Consider the following 18607-nt stretch of genomic DNA (forward strand, 5'->3'; position numbering starts at 1 on the left):
ATTAACATTTTAAATACACGGCTTCTGTATGTTGTATTTCATGTTTTAATGTATAATGGTTGTGAACATGTTTAACAAACGCTTCTCCTTTTAATCTATTTTCTATGACAGAATTCTTCACTGCTATACTTAACCGCTCTGTTAAAGCATCCAATTCACCAGCTTTAAAAATATGATTAGGAAACCCTTTTAATTGATCTCTAATACCAGGGATATCTGATGCAATAACATTTAAACCACAAGACATTCCTTCAAGAATTGCCACTGGAGAGCCCTCTTTTCTACCCTTATCCAGTGTAGGTAATACAAAAATTTCAGAGCGGTGTAAAAAACCCTTAACATTCAAGACCTTTCCTGTAAAAACAATATGTTTCGATTCTATTTGTTTTGAAGCCAACTCTAATAAACTCTTACCATAATCATTGTTATAATCACCAACAATCAATAATTTCCAACCATCAGTTTTCTGCTGAAGTCGCATATAAGCCTTAATTAAAAACTCTACTCCTTTAACCGGTACTAAGTTAGCTACACAGATAATGAGCCTATCATTTTCTAGGATACCGTATGGTTCAAAATCCTTGTTACTATTAACTTCAGCTGGAAAAAACTCATTGATATCTACACCTCTTGGCACCAAGTCAACGGAATTAAATTTAGAAAAAAACTCCGAAATCATATCCGTGTTTTGAGCTAAAATACGCGTTGCCAATTTAGAGCGCAGCAACCATCCGTTTTTGGAGCGACCGCCCCAATTCATGTTTTTTTTAGTATACACCCATTTAATACCCGCCAGTTTTGCAGCAAGGGCCTCAGAATAATCTGCCGCGTAATGAAAACTATGAATGATATCGGGGTTAATTTTTTTGAATACCCTACTTATCTGAAAACATCTCATAATTCCCTTTACATAAGGTTTCATTAAAGTTGTATATTCAAACACATGAACAGGAATGCCACTTTTTTCAACCTCTTTAAAAAACGCTCCTTTTTTATGCATACAACAGATATGAGGTTCAAAAAGATCTTTATTTAAACCTAGAGCTACTTTTAGAAGTGCTTTTCCACTACCAGCAGTATCAAAATTTGGTATAGTAAAAAGAATTTTTATTTTTTTAGATCGTCGTGCCATGCTGCTAAAGAATATATTGTAAATATGGACCATTTATTGTCTTTACCACCTGTTTGATGGGCATCCCAAATATGTTTAAGTGCTATTTTATCTATTTCAAAGGTCTTAATAAAGCCATCCTCAAATATGGCATCATAAATGACCTGTTTTAAATCTTCCCTTATCCATTGACCTAAAGGCACAGAAAAACCTCTTTTAACGTTATTAATAGGTGATTTTGGTAGTACTGATCTTAATAGATCCTTTAAAATTTGCTTCTTTTTATTCGCTCCATAAGATAAATTTGGATGGATCTTTAATGCCGTTTCAATAAAAGATTTTTTCAAAAAAGGCACTCTTACTTCAAGTGAGTTAGCCATACTCATCCGGTCTACCTTAGTTAGTGTTTTTTGCATCATATCATAGAACTCAGCCTTACGCATCTCATGAAGCATGTCCAAAATTTTTGATGAATTTTTATAATCATAGCATGCCAAATCATATAGCTCAATATCATTCAAATTAGGAAAAGTGGCATGAATCTTTTCGGGCCTAAAGCGTGAATGCAGGTTTTCATGAGCCTTTGATAAATTAGAACTCAAAAAACAACTATTTACATGCTTATTTCTAAATAATGCCTTGTCCAAACCATAAAAGAAATATCTCAACTTTAAAGGCACTTTTTTATAAGGCAGATTTTTTATAACAGAATAAAAACGTTCATACCCAAAAAACAATTCATCTCCACCATCTCCAGAAAGCATTACTGTACTTCTTTTTTTAGCTCCTTTTGTTAAAGCATAGGCAGGGATAAGTGAGAAATCGGCAAAAGGTTCCTTTAAGTGCGCCATCGCATCCAAGAAAAACTTAGAAACCAATTTGGAGTCTAAGTTATCAATGTTAAAATCACAACCAATCAATGCTGCATATGCGCTAGCGTCTTCAGATTCGTCATGCTTAACACTATCACTTCCTATACTATAAGCTGTTACATCTGGTTTAAGTTTTTTAGCGAAATACGTAATTAATGGTGAATCAATACCTCCAGACAAAAAACTTCCTAGTGGTACATCAGCCATCAATTCTGCCGAAACCGCATCCTTAAGCGACGTTTTAATAAGTTCTAAGGCCTCATCTTTATCTGTAATCAAATCGGCCTCATCTATTTTTTCAGGTAATCTCCAGTAATAGGTTTTCTTTAATTGGCCTTGTTCTACCTCAACAATCTGACCAGGTTCCGCTTGATATGTATTTTCAAGAATACCTAAAGGAGCAGGCACATAGTGTTTAGCCAGATAGGTTTTTAAAACGCGCTTGTCAATTTTAGCGTCCTTGTTTAAATGATGTTTTGAAATTTGATCGTAACGACTACCAAAAACAAGCTGACCTGCTTTAAAACTATAAAATAGGGGTTTAATACCAGCAAAATCTCTGGCCAAAATTAATTTATCTTTTGCAGTATCGTATAGTGCTACAGCAAACATGCCGTCTATTAAGTCGAGCGTCTTTAAAACTCCATAATGTTCGAAGCAATTTACTAAAACTTCACTATCTGTTGTTGTCTTAAAGATATAACCATGGTTTACTAAGGTTTCTCTTAATTTTACAAAATTGTAAATCTCACCATTAAAAACCATTACATATTTTCCATTTTGGGACTTCATGGGTTGGTTTCCTAGTGCGGAAAGATCAAGTATAGATAAACGTCTAAAACCTAACTGACAGTTCCTACTATTAGACCAATAGCCACTTAAATCTGGCCCACGATGATAATTCTTATCATTAAAAACAAGAAATTGCTCTTTTGGAGTCAAACTCCTTTTATTAAAAAACTCACCATGTATACCACACATAATACTACTTGTTTTTTTGTGATTTGTTAAATAAACTTAAAGTTAATAGTGTGCTTATAGCGTGCGCATAGTATACACTGTTTATATTTTGAAACTTGTCCTGGACTGACCTCACAATATGTTCTGGAATGAAAGATAAATACACGTTATCATAAAGGTAGGTGTTTAATAGCTTTTTATTTTTGTTTCCTAAAAACTGTAGCTCCCAGTTTCTTTGGATGTACTTTTCTCCAAAAACTTCTCTGAACCCTCGATTTAGTTTGTTCAATATGCGATAAGGCAAGTTAAAAGGTGTCTTATTCAAATGGTAGGTAAACAAATTAAATGGTTTGTTTTCCTGCCAAGTAATTTTAGCAAGCTCTCTATTTCTTTTCTTTATATAGGCTATTTGAATCTGTCTATTGACCAAAAATGTTTCAGGCACCGAGCATATAAATTCACATAAAGCATTGTCATAATATGGCAAGGTAATAGGCTTTTTTTCTTCAAAAACAGCCAAATTTACAGAAGTCCATCTTGGTGCCCAATACATAGATTTAAAAGCCCTTATTTTTGCGCTTGAATTTCTTATGTCTATCGTACTTAATAAGCTTTTTATTCTATGACGTAAATAAGATTCAAAATCCCCCTCTAGTTTCCAATTTTCCCAAAGGAGAATTGCTAATTCTACCCCTCCTTTTTTTATGATTTTTTTTAAAACCAATTCAAGTTCTTCTTCTTTAGATAAGTTAGCATCGCACATAGTATCAAAAAGGACATCTCCCCAATGCCCTAAAGAAAATACCTCACCCATAGCATCAAAATCTTCAAAAATGGCCATTTGACGTGGGTGTGTAAAATCTGAATAACAGCCGTTAATCTTAGCAAGATCCTCTATTTTATCCCACAAATAACCTTTTGGAATCTCAAATTCTTGAAATTCAAAACTACAGGCCTTCGCTATTTCTTTTGATAGTTTCGCCTCTGGATACCCGCCTTTATAACTATAACTATAAGCGCTAACAGATTTGCCAAGCTGCTTTAACGCTACAGCTTGTGTCCTACTATCTAAACCTCCAGAGAGCGGTAGAATGACCTGCTTATTCCTAGTTTGTCTATCAATAATATCTTCAAACAAGCTAGCAAACGTATTTAAACTAGTATCAAACGTTACTTCGGCGGGCGTATAATGCCATGTAAACCAAGGTTCGCTTTTAATTAAAAACCCATCATCATCAATAGTATGAATACTTGCTGGTTTTAAGACCACTTCATCTTTCCAATACGTGTCTTGATCCAGAAAAAATCCAATAGCCGTAAACACGCAAATAGCCTCCAAGTTAAGCTCATGTGGCGCTTTTACTTTAGCAAACTGCTGCTTTATGGGAATGATGTCTGTTTTAATTATTTTCATTCAAACATGCCTTGTATAAAAGTTCCATGCCTTTCAGCATATTTTTTTCTGTAAATTGTTTTTCAACTTTTTCTCTGGCCTTTAGGCGCATACTATCCAATTTCTTATCAGAGCATTTACTAAAACCTATTACGGCATCAACAAGTGCTTCTGGGTTTCTTACCGGCACCACCCAGCCTTCTTGTTCATGTTCTATAAGCTCTGGCATGCCACCACAATTCGTACTTATCACTAAGGTTCCTAAGGCCATGGCCTCAATGGCAACATTGGCAATTCCCTCTTCTATACTGGGTAATAACATGGCGTCTGCCTTTTTAATAGCCTCGAAAACGGTTTGTTGAGGCAAGGCATCCAACAACTCCAGCCTATCTCCTAAATTATAAAACTCCCGTAAATAAATTAACTCTTCATTTTCGCCTGCTCCAATTATCGTATATTTAAAATCAATACCTCTAGTTTTTAATAATTCGCAAGCTTTTATTGCATAACAATATCCCTTTTTCCAATGTGATCTTCCAACAGAAATTAGCCTCAACCGTTCCCTTCTTTTGTATGCATCTTTGAATGTAATCTTCGATAAATTTAAACCGCTATGCACAATATGATCAATCTTAGAAGCACTTGCATAAATTAAATCTCCATTTCTAGAGATGGCTTTTGAAACCGAATGAAACCCAGTCAGTTTAGGAAGCCACTGTTTTAAATAATTATAATTCTGATCGTCAATAAAAGGGCGTACATTTATGTGATAACCTCTTTGGCTTAAAACTACTGCATATTTATTTTGAGAAAGTATGGACTCTAAAATAGTGATATTAGACACCCATTGTGCATGAATTAAATCTGGATTAATCTTACGAACCGCTAAATTAAAATTCTGATTTTGAATTCGTTTTCTTTTAAATTTCACAATATTCAATAATGTAGAGAACAGTAATTTTATGGATCCTTGAGATAAAGCTATAGATAAAGCTGTTTTTATAAATGCAATTTTACTCGAGTTTGAACCCAACTTTACATAATGTACCCCATTTATCTTATGCGTCAACTTTTCATTAAAGCCTAAAACATAAACCTCATGAGATTTTACTAGCCCCTCTACTAATCGATTAATAAATGCTGTTGTTCTAAAGGTGCCATCAAAAATGATAATTTTCATTTAGTTTAAGTATTCTTGGTAAATCGTTTCTAAACCTTTTATTTCATTATCTAATGAAAACTTCTTCCTTAGCCCTACATTATGGTAACACAACGCTTCAAAATCTAAATCTACAATTTTTAGTATTGCTTCATCTATTGCCTCAGTATTATTTATATCGTATACAATTCCATTAATACCGTCTTCTATAATTTCAGGCATCCCGCCTACATTCGAAATAACGCAAGGTATATTATGAAAAGTCAAATCTAGCAATCCGTTAGATAATGCTTCAGATAGTGATGGTTGAATAGAAAAATCATATTCTTTATATTTTTTTCGAAGTAATTCGTTTTCCAAGTACCCCTTAAGACAAACATATTCAGTCAGTCCTAATTGAGAAATTCTATATTCTATGAATTCATAAAATATACCTTCACCATAGATATCCATTTTTATATCAATACCGCTATCCCTTAATCGTTTAATACTATCAAGTAAATAAACATGTCCTTTCTCCCAAACAAGTCTTCCAATTACAATAACCTTAATCGGCTTATTTAAGTTAATATTAAACACCTTTTTAATGTTTTCCTCTAAAGGCAAGTTTCCTCCCCTGTATACTACTGATGTACTTATACTATTAGTAAGTTCAAATAATCTTTTTTTTAGGAAAGAACTAATAACATGTATATGATTAATAGAATTAAGATTCTTTTTAAAAGCTTTGCTACCTTCTTTATTTCTTGTATTAATTAATATATCTCTCCCCCTCAAGGAACATACTATTGGAATGTTTTTGGTATTTAAATATGTCAAGATTCGCGAATCGACTACTTGTAAATGATGCAGATGAATCAGCCTTGAGTCACTTAGAATCAATTTTTTCCATTTTAAAAGAAATTTAATTTTCATTTTAAATGAAAGCCCCGTTAATGAATCTTTTAAATTATTATCTGCAAGACTTTTAACGATATAAGGAATACTCCCTACCTGAAGCTTATTAATTCTAGAAGATGAAATTGATAGAACCTCTATATTACTTGGTAATTCGTAAACAAGATCAGAAACAACAATATGTTTTAAGTTACTATAACTATTAATACTATTCAATAAGTGGGTGGTGTACGGCTGGTTTTTATCACCAAAGGTACGCACTACATGCAGTACATCTATTTTTTTAGTCTTACTCATTGAGTACTAAATCTATAAATTTTTTATTAAAAACATCTACGCCATTTTGATTTAAATGGTGGTAATCATAAAAATGCAATGAATCATCTAACTTAACAAGTTCATTAAAATTATAATACTTTCCCTTGGTTTGCATTAACGAGTCAAAATAAGCATTATTTAAGATTGAATTATATTTTGCATTTGTAATTGGTGCTTGAACTAAAATATAATTTATTTCACTTTGGTTTAGCTTTTCTAAAACCCGATCAAAAACCTTCAATTGATCTTCTGGAAAATTTAAAGTTTCATTATCAAACCTTTCATATTTATAATAGCTTAAATCTCTAGATATATAACCACCTTCATGGTAATGATACTCTTTACCAAGTGGCAACGTATCTAAATCTATTTTACTAAAAAGCAAATCATGTAAAGAACGGTATAAAAATGAATTTAAAACCTTAATGTTTTTTTGTTTTAATACAAGTTCAAATGAATTAAAATCGTTTAAATCATTATTAATTAAATCAATAGAAGACTCAACACCTTCATCAATAATAAGCATAGGGTAAACTTCGATAATAACCAGCTTTGGGTTTGTACTGTTTAAATATCTATCCATTAGCACGTCCGTCTGCAAAGGTGTTTGCGCACTAGACCCTAAATTAAAAACACGATAACCTTTCTCTATAAACTTCCTTGTATCAAAGCCTCTATAAGCATGAGATGAACCAAAAAATAAAATATCCAAATCATTGCATTGCTTTACTTCTTGTAATCTAACATTATTATGCCCAAGTTTAGTAATTAAGTTTGGTCTACTTCTTTGCGAAAAAAGACTATTAAAAACAAATAAGCCAATACAATAGAATAGAAATACTATCACAGTTAATTTTAATAGATCTTCAAAAAACTTCTTCATTAATATTTTAAAATTGAAAATAGATGAATGGCGTTTCTTCTGTTTGCATATACATACCAATTAAAAAAATTAGCATCGCATAAAACACCCATCTTAAAGGCCTTCCCATTACCGTTTCTAATTGAGCAATTGCAAAATCCTTTTTTCGACCAAACCACTCAATAGCATTAAACAAAACTAATAAAAACAACGTTGGGTAGATTAATTTTCTTATACTATAAGGGGGTAATGAAAATAAATTATAGTCAAAAATAGCTATGCAATAACTTATTGCATGTTGAATATTTTCTGCTCTAAAAAAGACCCAAGCAAAAACGACAAGGCCATAGGTAATAAGTATTTTAATACATTCCAAAATACTAGGCACGTTTGATGAAATGGATTCTACATGGTTTCTATTTTTATTAAACAACATAAGCGGAATAAAATACAAGGCATTTAAAAGTCCCCAAAAAATAAAAGTCCAATTTGCTCCATGCCAAAACCCACTAACTAAAAAAATAATAAAAACATTCCTTATCTTATTATAAATACTCCCCTTACTACCGCCGAGTGGAATATATAAATAATCTCTAAACCAAGTGGATAATGAGATATGCCACCTTCTCCAAAACTCAGCAATATCTCTTGAAAAATATGGAAAACTAAAGTTTTTGATGAGCCTAAACCCAAACAATTTGGATGTACCAATGGCAATATCTGAATATCCCGAAAAATCACCATATATCTGGAATGAAAAGAAAACGGCCCCTAAAACTAAGGTACTACCTGAATAATCATCTGAATTGTTAAAGATCATATTGGCATAAACCGCACAATTATCGGCAATAACCATTTTTTTGAACAAGCCCCATAATATTTGTCGCAGCCCTTCTACGGCTTTTTCATAAACAAATTCTCTTTTTTTATAAAATTGAGGTAAAAGGTTTGTAGCTCTTTCAATAGGACCTGCTACTAATTGAGGAAAAAAACTAACAAAGGCTGTAAACGCAATAAAATTATGTGTAGGTGTTAATTTACGCTTATAAACATCAATTGTATAGCTTAAGGTTTGAAACGTATAAAAACTTATACCTACCGGAAGGATAATATTTAATGAATTTATACTAAGAGACTTCCCAAAGAATTTAAACGCTGTTATAAAATTATCTAAAAAGAAGTTATAGTATTTAAAAAAACCTAGTAAGCCTAAATTAACCAATATACTCAAGTATAACAGAACCTTTCGTTTGTTTAACCTGCCTTCGGTTGATAATTTTCTACCTATTAAATAATCAACAATAGTACTAAACGCTATTAGAAATAAAAAACGCCAATCCCACCATCCATAAAAAACGTAACTAGCAACAACAATTAAGAAGTTCTGATACTTTAGGTTTTTGTTAGCAAAAAACCAATAAAGTATAAACACTAGGGGTAAAAACCATGCGAAATCTAGGGAATTAAAGAGCATTAAAACAGTTTTCGTTTAACCTTAAAAATAAATTCAGAAAGCTTCTCGTTTGTAGTATAATATGAATATCTAAATTTTAAGGTTAAAGGCAGTTTAATTCCAAACTGCTTATATGACCAATACAACTCAAAACAATATATCTGTTTAAATAGTTTTATAAATTTGCTATCATTAAGAGCAACTTGAAGTTGACGCTTAATTTCCTCAAACTCTAGACTTGAGTTTTCTTCTATCTGATACTTATTTAGGATTTTTCTTCCTCTAACAACACCTATGTGGTAACCATGCCAAGGCCTTTCCATTTTGAAGACTTCTTCATCTTCAAACCCAAAAGAATCTTTTACTAATTTGTATAGCACGTGCTCATTTCTTTCTAAACCAGTTAAATAATTATTAGAAAACTCTACATCACCAAGAATCTTAGAAGCTAGTGCAGCAAGTTTATAATAATAAGGCCTAACTTCGAAAAAATGCAATCCTGTTAATCTTTTTGACAAGCCTCCTCCCGGCAATGGTCTTACTTTATTACTAAATGGTAAATTGAAATCTTTCATTTGTTGTTTATGAAAATCAAACAAAGATTTATTCTCATCTAATATAAGTATATCAACATCACCAATATATATATATTTGTAATCTCTAAAATATTCTTCTGGCAAAACCCAACGCAACAATTTTGGTCCCCCGCCTTTAATGTTGTTGTGCTCAGGAAAAACATTTTCAAACAATTTATAGTTGGATAGATTGACAATGGCCTCCTTAATTTTTGAGTCAATTTCATTTTGATAAAAAATTAAAATATCTGCTTCAGGGTAATTTAAATTAATAAAATATATATATGACGGAATATATTTCTGATAAGAACCAAAAACATAAACTACAAAGGCACTTTTATTCATTGGATAGTATTTTATTATAATAAACCGCTCCTTTTCCAGTAAAAAAATAAATAAAGTACAATATACCAACCTTAATGACCATAAACTTTATTTGTAATTCTTTTAAACCATATATCTTAAAAAGATAATAATATAACAGCTTAGTTTTTTTGAACTTAAACACCTTAAACAACGCCTTAAAATAAAGCTTAACAAGATCTGTTTTTACCAAAATAGGAGTATCCGAAGTTATGTCATTCAATACTCTTAATTTCACCTCCATACTTGATTTTACTTTTTTTGTGTCTTGTAAAAAGTAATTTCCTGTAATTGAATCTGCATGATTTCTAACTCGTACTAAAGACATATTTAGCAAAAGAACTTCTTTATAATTATTCTTTAAAACTTTTTGTATAAAGTCATACTCCTGTGATTTTGTTAATGATTCATCCAACTCAAAAGGTTCTATTACTGTTCTATGCCATAATACTGTGGGCAAATTAATTTTAATCTTAGTTGTAACAAAGTCATAGTAAGCATTCAACTTTATACAATTTGGTTTAGCCTTTATCTCTATATTTGAAAAATCTGAAGAGTATCTATCAAATAAACAAACACTTATCTTCTTATTTTTTTTAATTAAATCATTTAATTGAGATTCTATTAAATCATGGTCCATCAAATCATCTGAATCAAACCATTTTATATAAGCTCCCCTACTTTTTTTAAACCCAAAATTTCGAGCTGCATTTCCTCCTTTCGATCGATTTAATGGTCTTTTATAAAAATGAAAGCGTTTGTCTTTTTCACGATATTTTAGTATGATTTTATCGGTATGATCTTCCGAACCATCATCGACTACAATACACTCCCAATTTTGATGGGTTTGCCTAATTATAGAATCTAACGTCTCCTCTATAAGGTTAGCCCGATTATAAGTAGGAATAATTATTGAAACAAGATCTTCCATAAATTCATCATGCTAGATACGCAAACTAATTAGTAGGTCGTTAGCTTTTAAAAATTAATCTATCGACTCTATCCCACATATGGATAGTTTTTAGACATTCTCCTTTTCCTTTTTCTTTTAAGAGTGAAACTTTTTGTTTATAGTTATCTAATTCTAACATTTCCTTTAAAATTCTTTTCGATGCTTCAATATCCAAGATATCTAATATGCAATCTTCTGATTGATAATCCTTCATCAACTCCTGATATTTATGACTCCATGCTGTACAAAACGTAGGAGTTGCTTGAGACAAACCACTAACTACACCATGAAACCTTGAAGAAATCAACATCTTCGAACTCCCTATAATTAGCTTTATTTCATCTGCATTTTTATTGTTGTAAACATCAAAATTATTTTTATTAATCTTTTTTATTAATTCTAAATCATTGTTTCCTTCATGATTTAGGAAGAATACTTGTTCATTGAGTTCTTCCGACAAATAGCAAACAATTTTTTCTAAAAACCTAATATATTCCTGGGCTATTTCCCCATTAGTATGGGTAATCATTTTTACATTTGGCACTATACATATCTTATCCGACAAAGAAGAATAATCAATACTGCATTGTGGTTTATATAAATTTGTAAAATCGGGAGATAAAACAAGTTTTGAAGAATCATCTACCAGTTCTTTTACAGCCATGTATGATTTATTATCTCTTGCAAAAAACAAATCACCTAATTTGTACAATTCTTGCATATAATATTTAGCTAAAGGCTTTGTGAATAAGCCTAAAGCTTGAGGAAGAAATATAATTTTACAACCCCTTCTTTTTAATTTTCTATAATGTTTTAATTTATTATCTATTATTCCTTTTGTTGTGGCTTCATATATCCATTGATCTCCTATTCGAAATCCACCAGCGTCTAAAACAACATCAACATCTTTAACATTAACAAGTCCTTCATTAATAAACTTTTCTTTTGGAAAAAGAGAAGTGAAATCAACTTTAAAACGTTGTAACTGAAAAGGAGAATATAAATTAAGAGAAGCTTTTTGTGCTCTATTAGCATTCTTTTGAGATCCTTTAAAAACCAATCTTGTATTTTTATCTTTAAAATGATGTACAATTGCTCTAAGCATTAACTCAGCACCTTTATTGACAAATCCCGTATTTTCAATTTGTATATTTCTCATTTATCCTTAAAATTTTAGAATAGTCTTTTTTTTCTGAAAAAGGAATTAACCCATCATTTTTTGCATACCCTAAAGCTATAAAACAAATACCTCTTTTATGATTTGGGATATTAAACAATTTATGAAAATCATTTTCTCGAGATTCTATATCAGGCCAATTAATTACGCATGACGATACGCCCTGGGATTCTAGACCTAATAAAAAGCCCATAGTAAATAAAGATCCATCAATATATATTAAATGCCTATCTCTTTCATCAAAATAATAACTTAAATCACCTATAACTATAGCCAGATTTTGAATTTCCTCCTTAAACGTTGTCACGCCCATAGGCAATTCTACAGCTTTTTTAATTAAGCTTTTATCATCTATAAACAACAATTCAAATGGCTGCCTATTACAAGCACTTGGAGCTTCTAACCCAATGCTTATGGCCCTTTCTAAAACTTCTTTTTCAACCTTCTTATCTTGAAAGAACCTTACGGAATGTCTTCTCTTTGCCAAACTAAATAAATCTTCCACATCGATAGTTACAGTTGATAAATCTGCAAAGGGGAAAGGCGTACTCTTATGGTTCTTCTCCTTAGACATCAATGACTTTGAAAAGTCTAAATATTTCGACCGAGCTAAATCTATATTTTTGTTCCCCAGTCCTATTTCGTTAAAATACAAATCAAGAACTTCTTTAGACCACTTTCTATTTAAATCATCTAAATACTCATAAGTACTAATAAATGCATCAACAGTTGAATCTATGTAGCCATTTGCGAAAAAAGACTTTCTATTTGGTATAATTAACCCTTTTTCTATGCGATGTATTTCTCTTCTTAACTTTGAAATATTAGGAAGCTTTTTTTGTAACTTTTCATGATGTATTTTTTTTCCTAAAAACACACTTTGCATTTCCCTGTCGAAACTATGATCAAAAAGAAAATAATATAGTTTAACTATAAATATTGTATTTCCGGAAATATTTAATACTAGGCTTTGTTTGTTTTTTTCTGTTATTCTAACAAAATGAAAAAGCCTTCTCTTTAGTTTGTATAAACTTTTTTTTAAGTCCATACACTATCTATTAAGAAATTTCCATTGCCACTAATTACATTTTTACCAACGCCATAGTAGTCCCCAGGATCCACTTGAAATGATAAAGCACTTAATTCTCTGTGATGAGGTTTTCCCATTAAGTGCAAGGACAGGTTAATTGTATACAGTCCTGAAACAAAGGGTAGTTTTTTTATTTTAAAAATAACTTTGCTAGCATCTTTTGCAATTTGTTTTTTAGCATAACTATTTCCAAAATGTGCTATTTTTTCGCCATACTCATTATATAAACCAATAAAAAGATTAATATCATCTAATGTTTCCTTCTCCAACTCCACCTCTACAGTTAATGAATCACCACTATGAAAGTTTGTACATATTAAGTTTTCATTCTTAATAGTGGCTTTTGTCATTCTTACAATAGGTTTATCACTGTTAAAATAGTTAACTCCACTATTAGCCTGTTCATTAAGAAGTAGATACTCATTAATTGCTTTATCGGTATTAGTTAAAGTTTGAACTTGTCCATTCTTTAAAACTAAACATTGAGAACATAAACTTTTAATAGCTCCCATATTATGACTGACAAACAAAACTGTCCTCCCGTCAAAATTTGAAATATCTTGCATCTTGCCTATAGCTTTTTTTTGAAACTCGGCATCACCAACCGCCAATACTTCATCTACCACCAAAATATCTGGCTCTAAAAACGCCGCAACTGCAAAAGCTAATCGCACTTTCATACCTGAGGAATAACGTTTCACCGGTGTATTAATATAACGTTGGCACCCTGAAAACTCTATAATCTCTTCTAATTTGGTACTAATTTCAGCTTTTGTCATACCCAAAATAGCCCCATTTAGGAAGATATTTTCCTTTCCTGTCATTTCAGGATGAAAACCTGTACCCACCTCCAAAAGAGAGGCAATTCGCCCTTTAGTTTTTATTTCTCCAGTGGTTGGTCCTGTTACTTTCGATAGAATTTTTAGCAGTGTTGACTTCCCTGCCCCATTTTTACCTATAATACCTAAAACCTCACCACGTTCCACTTCAAAACTAATATCCTTTAAAGCCCAAGCGTATTGAGAATCACCTTTTGTAGCCCTATTGTTAGTCTCTCCAATTTTCAAATAAGGATCTTCCTTACCCCGAATAACATGCCACCACCTATTCAAATCATGACTAATGGTTCCTGTGCCAATGGTCCCCAGACGATATTGCTTTGATATGTTTTCTACCTTTAAAATTACATCCTTCTTCATACTAAATCGTATCTATAAAGCTTTTCTCTGTTTTATTAAAAATTAAAATACCTAACAGAAAAACACTTACTGCAAAAACCAGCGTATATACAACCCCGAATAATGAGGTGGTCCCTTCTCCTAATAATACATATCTAGAAAATTCTATAACGTAAGCCATCGGATTATAATCTACAGCCCAAGCAAAACTATTATCTGCAAATAAACTATAGGGCAAGGTGACTAATGAGATATACATAAGTAATTGCACGCCAAAGGTTAATAAAAAGGATAAATCTCTATATCTTGTTACCATAGACGAAATAATCATACCTAAACCTAGACCTAACAATCCCATAACCAAAACAATAACAGGGAAAAACAAGACAAACATATTTGGTCTTACGGTACTACCTTGCGTAATAAAATACAGATAGAATACGACAAAAATGGTCAATTGAATACCAAATTTTATGAGATTAGATAATACTATAGACAACGGCATGATAACTCTAGGAAAATACACTTTACCAAAAATGGCCTGGTTTTTCTTAAAGATATCCGCTGTACCCGTCAAACACTCTTTAAAGTAATTCCAAGACACCACACCAGCTAGATTGAATAAAAATGGCGGGATACCTCCCGTATCAATATTAGCTATAGTATTAAATACCAAGGTAAAAATAACAGAGGTAAACAAAGGCTGTATAACGTACCACAGCGGCCCTAAAACGGTTTGCTTGTATACGGTAATCACATCACGTTTTACAAAAAGTAGCAGCAAATCGCGGTACTGCCAAATTTCTTTAAAATTAAAGTCTATTAATTTCTTTTTAGAAGATATTGTATATAACCACTTGTCATTCAAAGTAAAATGGATTTATCTATTTGTAATTATTATGTAATTACGATTTTTTCTTGAATAGCTGTTTCATTTTCTTAATAAAACCTAACTTTTCACCTTGCTCATGATAACTATTCCCATAAACGCCATAACCATAACCATAGCCATAGCCATAGCTATTCCCCATTTTCTTACTCGTATTGTGTTTATAGAAATTTAAAACAAAACTTAAATTCTTAATTTCTCTAGACCTATACTTGGCGTTAATAAATTGTAACATGCCCTTTTTAGTATAATTTAATCTTAGAATAAAAATATTTGTATCAGCAAACTTTGTTAAATCCTGAGCGTCTGTAACAATTCCAAGCGGTGGTGTATCTAAAATAATTATCTCATATTTAGCTCTAAGTTCATTTATTAAAGTATTCATCCGTTCACTTATAAGCAACTCCGATGGGTTTGGAGGAATTGGTCCGGCTGTTATAATATCAAAATTTTTTATGGCTGTTTCATTTGTTATTTCTTCTAAGCTTCGTTCTTCTATCAAATAATTGACGACCCCTTTTTTATTGGAGAGATTAAAATCACCAAATATTTTGGGTTTTCTTAAATCTAATCCTACTAAGATGGTTTTCTTACCTGACATAGCATATATAGTTGCCATGTTAATTGAACAAAATGTTTTTCCCTCACCACCTATAGAAGAGGTGAGAAGAATGGTTCTCGCGTTATGCTTCGTATTATTGTTTTTAATTACAAATTGTAAGCTAGAACGAATCGCTCTAAAAGATTCTGCAACAGCTGATTTAGGTTTTTCAAAAACCACCAGATTATTTCTATGTTTATCCTTCCCTACCACCCCTAAAATAGGAATCTGTGACAAACGTTTCACTTCTTCTGCTCCATGAATAGTATTATCTAGAAAATAGATAATAAAAAGAATAACCAAGGGTACAAATAAACCTGCCAAAAGCCCCATCATATAGTTTAATGAAGTATCTGGACCAATTAAACCCCCTCCAATATCTTTAGCATTGTCAACTACTGTTATATCAGATATATTTGCAGCCCTTGCAATTGCCGCTTCACTTCTCCTTGCAACATACTGATCATAAGCCGCTTGACTAATATTTAACTGACGTTGTATTTTTAAAAATTCTTGTTGATCATTAGGTAGTTCTGACAATCGTCCTTCTAAACTTGTAATATTTTTTAAAAGACTTTCTAACTGGGAACGCAAGGTACTTTTGGTTGAAGTAATAGTAGCCATGAGCACATTTTTTTCCGCTTCAATTTGTCGGTCAATATTCTTAAAAATGCTAGATTCCTCTCTTGTGGTATATTCTCTTGTCTTTCGTTCTGTAGATAAGGTTATAATTCGACTGACACTAGTTATGATATTACCCTCCTCAATACCCACTGAAGTCGGAGCTGCAATGCCAGAATAGTCACTTTCTGTTTTCAAGTAAACTTCTAAAGAATTTAGATAGTTGAGCTTCATCCTAATTTCTTCCTGCTGGGTTTGAGAGACTTGTAAACTAGTAGATATTTTTTCCATATCAGCCTCTACATCAATAATATCATTTTGTCTTCTGAAGCTATCCATTTTTTGACTCATGTCTTTAATGCTTAGGTCTACAGAAGTCAGAGTGCTGTCTATAAAATTAATGGTATTGGTAGCGTATGCATTTTTTCTTTCTAAATCCGTATGACTTAAAATAGTTGATGTGGCATTTAAAAAATCAACAATTTTACTCTTATTATAACCTATAATTGACAGTTCAATAATGGATGTAGATTTCTCAAAAGGTCCAACCTTAATGCTCTTTTGAAAGCTATTAACCACTTGATCAAAGTTCTTAAATCTTAAAAAGTACTCTACATTGGGCTTAATAACATCAAGGCTGTTCAGCTCTAAAACGCCATTCAAAAATGGAAGTCTTATAGGTTCACCAAATTTAAATGTTTTAGTATAAGGGCCTACTGGCAAATTGTAAATGGCTTCAAAATCTTTAGAGCCATATAATTGTCCTTTTCCTTGATCTTGCTCAAACTCTGTAAATAGCTCAAAAGTTGTTTCATTTAATAAACGAATGCCTATAAACTGGTTTAAGAGCTGAGGAGCCTTCATATTCGGTTTAAAGATATATGGTACCTTTTTGTACACGTCTATTTTTTGATACTTCCCCTCTTTGAGGTACTCTATATAAAGCTTTAAGGAATCGACTACCTTTTCATTATGGGTTCTCGTTTTTAAACTAGTCATGACCTGCCCCACTTTTCCAGATACACCTCCCCAATTAAAGGAAATACTTGTAGTTGCCGTAGAAAAAGGACTTCTATCGTTTTCTATAGAAATAAGTGAACCTAACTTGTAAATATTCTGCTTTCTCGTACTAATTAGGTATGCTCCGAGTAACCCCAAGCCTATGCATATAATTATAATTTTCCAAAAATTCAAAACCTTAAAAAAGAACCCTTGAAAATCGAATGAGAAATGTAAACCCTCATCATTTGTATTATGACTATCATAATCTAACATAACTTAAAGTCTATCAATTAGTAATAAGGTAGTTGTTAAAAGAGTTAACGTCGATACTATAGTAAGTAAAGTCTCTCTACCGGTTGAACCTGTTCCCCATGATTTTTGCTTTAAGGGCTTTACATATATGATGTCATTAGGCTGAATATAGTAATATGGCGAGTACATCACCTGATCTTCTAATAAATTTAGATGATGGACTTTTTGACCTTCAGGATATTGACGAATAATTAATACATCTTCTCTATTACCAACCATTGTAATATCGCCAGCGTTTGCAAGTGCTTCAAAAATGTTTAATCGGTTCTCATATATCGTTTGAGAACCAGGGCTCTCAACTTCACCATTTACAGTATAACGTAACCCTGTTAATTTTACTGATACAAATATATTCGCGGTTTCCTTAAATTGTTCAGTTAAAAGTTTTTTTTCTAAAACCTTTTCTAACTCTTCTGTGGTATACCCCAACACATTCACATACCCTAAAATCGGGATTCTAATATTACCATGGACATCAACAGAAAAACCATCAAAATATGCCCGTTCTTCACCATTTGCATTTAAGTTTTCTTCACCTACCGGGTTAAAAATTTGTACACTTTCTTGATCAAGAGCCTTTACTCTAATATTCAGAATATCATGAACTTGTATACGATAAGGTGCTTGCTGTTCTTGAATCACCATTAAAGAATCTACAACCTCTTCCGGCGGCTGTATGTACGTCAGTTTTTTTGTAGGAATACAAGAAAACAATATAACATGTAACAATACTATGAGTACGAGAAAACTTCTCTTCATTTAAGCCCTTTTGATTTTTCACAAATATAAGTTTTCACCTTGAACAATAAAACTAATAACGGG

General features: G+C 31.8%; 15 protein-coding genes. All 15 read right to left on the bottom strand.

Going from position 1 to position 18607, the window contains the following annotated elements:
- Window position 1: 1 nt before the first annotated feature.
- Genes IE051_RS09050 through IE051_RS09120 form a run of 15 tightly spaced genes read right to left on the bottom strand, consistent with a single transcriptional unit; the run spans window position 2 to window position 18544 of the window.
- On the bottom strand, window positions 2-1132 hold the full coding sequence (locus tag IE051_RS09050) for a glycosyltransferase (protein ID WP_189360465.1): 1131 nt from the start codon (window positions 1130-1132) through the stop codon (window positions 2-4).
- On the bottom strand, window positions 1108-2964 hold the full coding sequence (gene asnB / locus IE051_RS09055) for an asparagine synthase (glutamine-hydrolyzing) (protein ID WP_189360466.1): 1857 nt from the start codon (window positions 2962-2964) through the stop codon (window positions 1108-1110). Before asnB ends, IE051_RS09050 begins: the two co-directional genes overlap by 25 nt.
- A gap of 4 nt (window positions 2965-2968) precedes the next feature.
- Complete coding sequence (locus tag IE051_RS09060; RefSeq protein WP_189360467.1) at window positions 2969-4357, bottom strand: asparagine synthase-related protein; 1389 nt, start codon at window positions 4355-4357, stop codon at window positions 2969-2971.
- Window positions 4344-5516 (bottom strand): glycosyltransferase family 4 protein, encoded by a 1173-nt coding sequence (locus tag IE051_RS09065; protein WP_189360468.1) that lies wholly within the window; start codon window positions 5514-5516, stop codon window positions 4344-4346. The genes IE051_RS09060 and IE051_RS09065 overlap by 14 nt, the downstream gene beginning before the upstream one ends.
- Window positions 5517-6689 (bottom strand): glycosyltransferase family 4 protein, encoded by a 1173-nt coding sequence (locus tag IE051_RS09070; protein ID WP_189360469.1) that lies wholly within the window; start codon window positions 6687-6689, stop codon window positions 5517-5519. It lies immediately after the preceding gene.
- On the bottom strand, window positions 6682-7593 hold the full coding sequence (locus IE051_RS09075; RefSeq protein WP_189360470.1) for a hypothetical protein: 912 nt from the start codon (window positions 7591-7593) through the stop codon (window positions 6682-6684). The genes IE051_RS09070 and IE051_RS09075 overlap by 8 nt, the downstream gene beginning before the upstream one ends.
- Before the next feature lie 7 nt (window positions 7594-7600).
- A complete protein-coding gene (locus IE051_RS09080; RefSeq protein WP_189360471.1) occupies window positions 7601-9046 on the bottom strand; it encodes an MBOAT family O-acyltransferase in 1446 nt (481 codons plus the stop codon).
- Complete coding sequence (locus IE051_RS09085; RefSeq protein ID WP_189360472.1) at window positions 9046-9945, bottom strand: hypothetical protein; 900 nt, start codon at window positions 9943-9945, stop codon at window positions 9046-9048. The genes IE051_RS09080 and IE051_RS09085 overlap by 1 nt, the downstream gene beginning before the upstream one ends.
- Window positions 9938-10894: a glycosyltransferase family 2 protein gene (locus tag IE051_RS09090; protein ID WP_189360473.1), complete on the bottom strand. Its 957-nt coding sequence runs from the start codon at window positions 10892-10894 to the stop codon at window positions 9938-9940. The genes IE051_RS09085 and IE051_RS09090 overlap by 8 nt, the downstream gene beginning before the upstream one ends.
- 40 nt (window positions 10895-10934) lie before the next feature.
- On the bottom strand, window positions 10935-12074 hold the full coding sequence (locus IE051_RS09095; protein WP_189360474.1) for a polysaccharide pyruvyl transferase family protein: 1140 nt from the start codon (window positions 12072-12074) through the stop codon (window positions 10935-10937).
- Window positions 12055-13140, bottom strand: a complete 1086-nt coding sequence (locus IE051_RS09100) for a nitroreductase family protein (protein WP_189360475.1) — start codon at window positions 13138-13140, stop codon at window positions 12055-12057. The genes IE051_RS09095 and IE051_RS09100 overlap by 20 nt, the downstream gene beginning before the upstream one ends.
- Window positions 13131-14381 (bottom strand): ABC transporter ATP-binding protein, encoded by a 1251-nt coding sequence (locus tag IE051_RS09105; RefSeq protein ID WP_189360476.1) that lies wholly within the window; start codon window positions 14379-14381, stop codon window positions 13131-13133. Before IE051_RS09105 ends, IE051_RS09100 begins: the two co-directional genes overlap by 10 nt.
- A 1-nt stretch (window position 14382) precedes the next feature.
- Window positions 14383-15228: an ABC transporter permease gene (locus IE051_RS09110; RefSeq protein WP_189360477.1), complete on the bottom strand. Its 846-nt coding sequence runs from the start codon at window positions 15226-15228 to the stop codon at window positions 14383-14385.
- A gap of 37 nt (window positions 15229-15265) precedes the next feature.
- On the bottom strand, window positions 15266-17746 hold the full coding sequence (locus tag IE051_RS09115) for a GumC family protein (protein ID WP_189360478.1): 2481 nt from the start codon (window positions 17744-17746) through the stop codon (window positions 15266-15268).
- Window positions 17747-17749: 3 nt separating this feature from the next.
- On the bottom strand, window positions 17750-18544 hold the full coding sequence (locus IE051_RS09120; RefSeq protein ID WP_189360479.1) for a polysaccharide biosynthesis/export family protein: 795 nt from the start codon (window positions 18542-18544) through the stop codon (window positions 17750-17752).
- Between the last annotated feature and the right edge of the window lie 63 nt (window positions 18545-18607).

The organism is Algibacter mikhailovii, assembly GCF_014651495.1.
GTDB lineage: Bacteria > Bacteroidota > Bacteroidia > Flavobacteriales > Flavobacteriaceae > Algibacter_E > Algibacter_E mikhailovii.

Excerpts from the sequence above, each read along its gene's own strand:
- IE051_RS09060 (WP_189360467.1), bottom strand. The coding sequence starts at position 4,357 with ATGAAAATAATTAAAACAGACATCATTCCCATAAAGCAGCAGTTTGCT.
- IE051_RS09100 (WP_189360475.1), bottom strand. The coding sequence starts at position 13,140 with ATGGACTTAAAAAAAAGTTTATACAAACTAAAGAGAAGGCTTTTTCAT.
- IE051_RS09080 (WP_189360471.1), bottom strand. The coding sequence starts at position 9,046 with ATGCTCTTTAATTCCCTAGATTTCGCATGGTTTTTACCCCTAGTGTTT.
- IE051_RS09095 (WP_189360474.1), bottom strand. The coding sequence starts at position 12,074 with ATGAGAAATATACAAATTGAAAATACGGGATTTGTCAATAAAGGTGCT.
- IE051_RS09070 (WP_189360469.1), bottom strand. The coding sequence starts at position 6,689 with ATGAGTAAGACTAAAAAAATAGATGTACTGCATGTAGTGCGTACCTTT.
- IE051_RS09115 (WP_189360478.1), bottom strand. The coding sequence starts at position 17,746 with ATGTTAGATTATGATAGTCATAATACAAATGATGAGGGTTTACATTTC.
- IE051_RS09065 (WP_189360468.1), bottom strand. The coding sequence starts at position 5,516 with ATGAAAATTATCATTTTTGATGGCACCTTTAGAACAACAGCATTTATT.
- IE051_RS09105 (WP_189360476.1), bottom strand. The coding sequence starts at position 14,381 with ATGAAGAAGGATGTAATTTTAAAGGTAGAAAACATATCAAAGCAATAT.
- IE051_RS09085 (WP_189360472.1), bottom strand. The coding sequence starts at position 9,945 with ATGAATAAAAGTGCCTTTGTAGTTTATGTTTTTGGTTCTTATCAGAAA.
- asnB (WP_189360466.1), bottom strand. The coding sequence starts at position 2,964 with ATGTGTGGTATACATGGTGAGTTTTTTAATAAAAGGAGTTTGACTCCA.
- IE051_RS09120 (WP_189360479.1), bottom strand. The coding sequence starts at position 18,544 with ATGAAGAGAAGTTTTCTCGTACTCATAGTATTGTTACATGTTATATTG.
- IE051_RS09050 (WP_189360465.1), bottom strand. The coding sequence starts at position 1,132 with ATGGCACGACGATCTAAAAAAATAAAAATTCTTTTTACTATACCAAAT.
- IE051_RS09090 (WP_189360473.1), bottom strand. The coding sequence starts at position 10,894 with ATGGAAGATCTTGTTTCAATAATTATTCCTACTTATAATCGGGCTAAC.
- IE051_RS09075 (WP_189360470.1), bottom strand. The coding sequence starts at position 7,593 with ATGAAGAAGTTTTTTGAAGATCTATTAAAATTAACTGTGATAGTATTT.